Raw genomic sequence first — 3,124 nt, 5'->3', positions numbered from 1 at the left:
CTCTTTCCCTCGTTCCCTACCCCCTCCTCCCCCCCCCCTTCCGCGGGGGCGGACGGCGGGGCCGGAAGGGGGAGAGGGGGCCGGGGAGGCCCCGGGGCGCGAGACGCTCAGCGGCCCTTGCGGATGCGCGCGGCCTGCCGCGCCTCGGCGGTCTTGCGGGCCTCCGCGCTGCGGCGCGACTCGTTCTTGGCGCGGCCGGGCTTTCCGGGGACGGTGCCGATGCCGCGGAAGGCCGCGCCGCCGCGCTTCACGCCCTCCTGGCTCGGTGCGCTGCCGTCGACCGGTACGCCGGAGGGGCGCCGGGCGCCGGTGATCCGGGTCAGCTCGGCCTCGCCCGAGCGCACCTGCGTGACCTGGGGCCGGATGCCCGCGTCGGCCATCAGGCGCGCCACGTCACGGCGCTCGTCGGGGGTGACCAGGGTGACGACCAGGCCGGACTCGCCGGCGCGCGCGGTCCGGCCGCCGCGGTGGAGGTAGTCCTTGTGGTCGGCGGGCGGGTCGACGTTCACGACGAGATCGAGCGCGTCGACGTGGATGCCGCGCGCCGCCACGTTGGTCGCGACCAGCACCGGGACCTCGCCGCTGCGGAAGCGCTCCAGGGTGCGGGTCCGCAGCGGCTGCGACTTCCCGCTGTGCAGCGCCGCGGCCCGGACGCCGCTGCCGAGCAGGTGGCGGGTGAAGCGGTCGACGGCCTGCTTCGTGCGCAGGAACATGATCACCCGCCCGTCGCGCGCGGCGATCTCCGTGGCCGTGGCGAACTTGTCGGCGCCGTGGACGTGCAGCACGTGGTGATCCATCGTGGAGACGGTGGCGGCCGACGGGTCGACGGAGTGGACGACCGGGTCGTGGAGGTAGCGCTCGACGACGAGGTCGACGTTGGCGTCGAGGGTGGCGGAGAACAACATCCGCTGGCCGTCGGCGTTCACCCGGTCGAGCAGCTCGGTGACCTGGGGCATGAACCCCATGTCGGCCATCTGGTCGGCCTCGTCCAGGACGGTGACGGTCACCCGCTCCAGCCGGCAGTCCTTGCGCTCGACGAGGTCCGTCAGCCGGCCCGGCGTCGCGACCAGCACCTCGGCGCCGTCGCGCAGCGCGGTGGCCTGCCGGCCGATCGACATGCCGCCGACCACGGTCGCCAGGCGCAGCTTCAGGGCGCGCGCGTAGGGCTCCAGCGCGTCCGCGACCTGCTGGGCCAGCTCGCGAGTGGGCACCAGGACCAGGGCGAGCGGCTTGCGGGACTCGGCGCGGCGCCCGGCGGTGCGCACCAGCAGCGGCAGGCCGAAGGCGAGGGTCTTGCCGGAACCCGTCCGGCCGCGCCCGAGGACGTCGCGGCCCGCGAGGGCGTCGGGCAGGGTCGCGGCCTGGATCGGGAAGGGCGTGTCGACGCCCTCGCGCGCCAGTACCTCGCGCACCTCGTCCGGCAGGTCGAGTTCGGCGAAGCCGGAGGCGGCGGGCAGGGCCGGGGTGACGGCCGACGGCGCCGCGAATTCGCCCTCGGCGGTCGTGCCGGGACGCTTCCCGCCCGTACGGGGGGTGCTGTTCATGGATGACCTTCCTCGAAAACGGTGCGCTTCGAGGAATTCGACGAGGGGCCGCGGCCCCATGAATCACCAGAACGTACCGAACGCCGATTGCGTACGGATCCGGCCGCGCCCCTGGGAATGCGGCGCCCGGTCCGTGAAAAAGCCTGGGAAAACCGACGAGCCGGGGCCCTCACCTCGACGGTGAGGACCCCGGCTGCGCAGGACGTGTCAACGTCAGGCGGGGAGGATGTTCTCCGCCTGCGGGCCCTTCTGGCCCTGCGTGACGTCGAAGGTCACCTTCTGGCCTTCCTGCAGCTCACGGAAGCCGGAGGTGGCGATGTTGGAGTAGTGGGCGAACACGTCCGGGCCGCCACCCTCCTGCTCGATGAAGCCGAAGCCCTTTTCGCTGTTGAACCACTTCACGGTGCCAGAGGCCATGTCATATCTCCTTCGGGGCGTAACCCGGGAGTCCACACCGTGCGGACCCCGGCGTCGCCGTGATGATTGCCCCGTCGGAAAACTGCACCGAAAACACATAAAGTGCCTGACGATGTCACCACCGTCGAAGGCACTCATAAGTTCTTTGGGAACCACAACTGCAACTGCCGTCGACTGTAGCACGTCGTTCCCGGCGGTGCACGAAATGACCTATTCACGTGCCCGTGCGGACGCGAGGACATTTCCCGCGCGGTGGGCCGTCAGGACGAAGGTGACGGTGATGAGGAGGGCCCAGGCGCCGAACTTGGCGGGGGAGACCGGCTGCCAGCCGTCCAGCTGGTCCGGGTAGCTCCAGGCGCCCACGTAGGTGGCCGCGTTCTCGGCGACCCACAGGAAGAAGCCGATGAGGACGAACGACAGCGCCAGCGGCATCCGGTGGTCCTCCGGTCCCACCCGGAACCGCACCCAGGTGCCCGCCGTGGCCGCGAGCAGCAGCGCCGCGAGGACCCAGCGCAGGTCGGGCAGCCAGTGGTGGCTGAAGAAGTTCACGTACACGGCGCCGGCGAGGACCGCCGTCGCCCGCGGCCGGTACCCGGTCAGGCGCAGGTCGAAGAGGCGCCACGCCCGGCAGACGTAGCTGCCCAGGGCCGCGTAGAGGAAGCCGCCGTAGAGCGGGACGCCGCCGAACTTGGTCAGCGCGTCCTCCGGGTAGCTCCACGAGCCCATCCGGACCTTGACCAGCTCGAAGAGCAGGCCGATCGCGTGACAGCCGGCGATCACGGCGACGTCCCGGCCGGTGTCCCAGCCGACCCGCCAGGCCAGCACGGTGAGCCCGATCCCGTACAGCAGCAGCAGGTCGTACCGGGCGACGGGCAGTGCGGGCAGCAGGCCGGAGACGGCGATGCCTCCGACGAGTGCGACGGCGAAGGCGCAGCAGCGCGCCTCCAGCACCGCGAAGCGCAGCAGCTGGCGTATCCCGTGCGTGAGCGTCCTCATGGCGGGTGGGACGCCCGGGCGGCCCCGGTCGGTTCGCCGCCGGGAACGGGGGGGGGGGGGGGGGGGGGGGGGGGGGGGGGGGGGGGGGGGGGGGGGGGGGGGGGGGGGGGGGGGGGGGGGGGGGGGGGGGGGGAAGGGGGGAGGGGGGGGGGGGGGGAGGAGGAGGG

Annotated in this window: 3 protein-coding genes; all 3 read right to left on the bottom strand. The window is 73.0% G+C overall.

Going from position 1 to position 3,124, the window contains the following annotated elements; translation table 11 throughout:
- Nucleotides 1-107: 107 nt before the first annotated feature.
- Nucleotides 108-1,544: a DEAD/DEAH box helicase gene (locus tag ACZ60W_RS37155; RefSeq protein ID WP_469759822.1), complete on the bottom strand. Its 1,437-nt coding sequence runs from the start codon at nucleotides 1,542-1,544 to the stop codon at nucleotides 108-110.
- A 213-nt stretch (nucleotides 1,545-1,757) separates the two neighbouring features.
- On the bottom strand, nucleotides 1,758-1,961 hold the full coding sequence (locus tag ACZ60W_RS37150; RefSeq protein WP_057577999.1) for a cold-shock protein: 204 nt from the start codon (nucleotides 1,959-1,961) through the stop codon (nucleotides 1,758-1,760).
- A 210-nt stretch (nucleotides 1,962-2,171) separates the two neighbouring features.
- Complete coding sequence (locus tag ACZ60W_RS37145) at nucleotides 2,172-2,957, bottom strand: DUF817 domain-containing protein (protein ID WP_469759821.1); 786 nt, start codon at nucleotides 2,955-2,957, stop codon at nucleotides 2,172-2,174.
- Between the last annotated feature and the right edge of the window lie 167 nt (nucleotides 2,958-3,124).

The sequence above is a fragment of the Streptomyces sp. NPDC104202 genome, from assembly GCF_055584185.1.
Note: the sequence above shows the minus strand (reverse complement) of the source record. Positions and strands in the feature narration are given on the sequence as shown.

What these genes read in the sequence shown, in the direction of transcription:
- ACZ60W_RS37155 (WP_469759822.1), bottom strand. Translation starts at nt 1,544, where the DNA reads ATGAACAGCACCCCCCGTACGGGCGGGAAGCGTCCCGGCACGACCGCC.
- ACZ60W_RS37145 (WP_469759821.1), bottom strand. Translation starts at nt 2,957, where the DNA reads ATGAGGACGCTCACGCACGGGATACGCCAGCTGCTGCGCTTCGCGGTG.
- ACZ60W_RS37150 (WP_057577999.1), bottom strand. Translation starts at nt 1,961, where the DNA reads ATGGCCTCTGGCACCGTGAAGTGGTTCAACAGCGAAAAGGGCTTCGGC.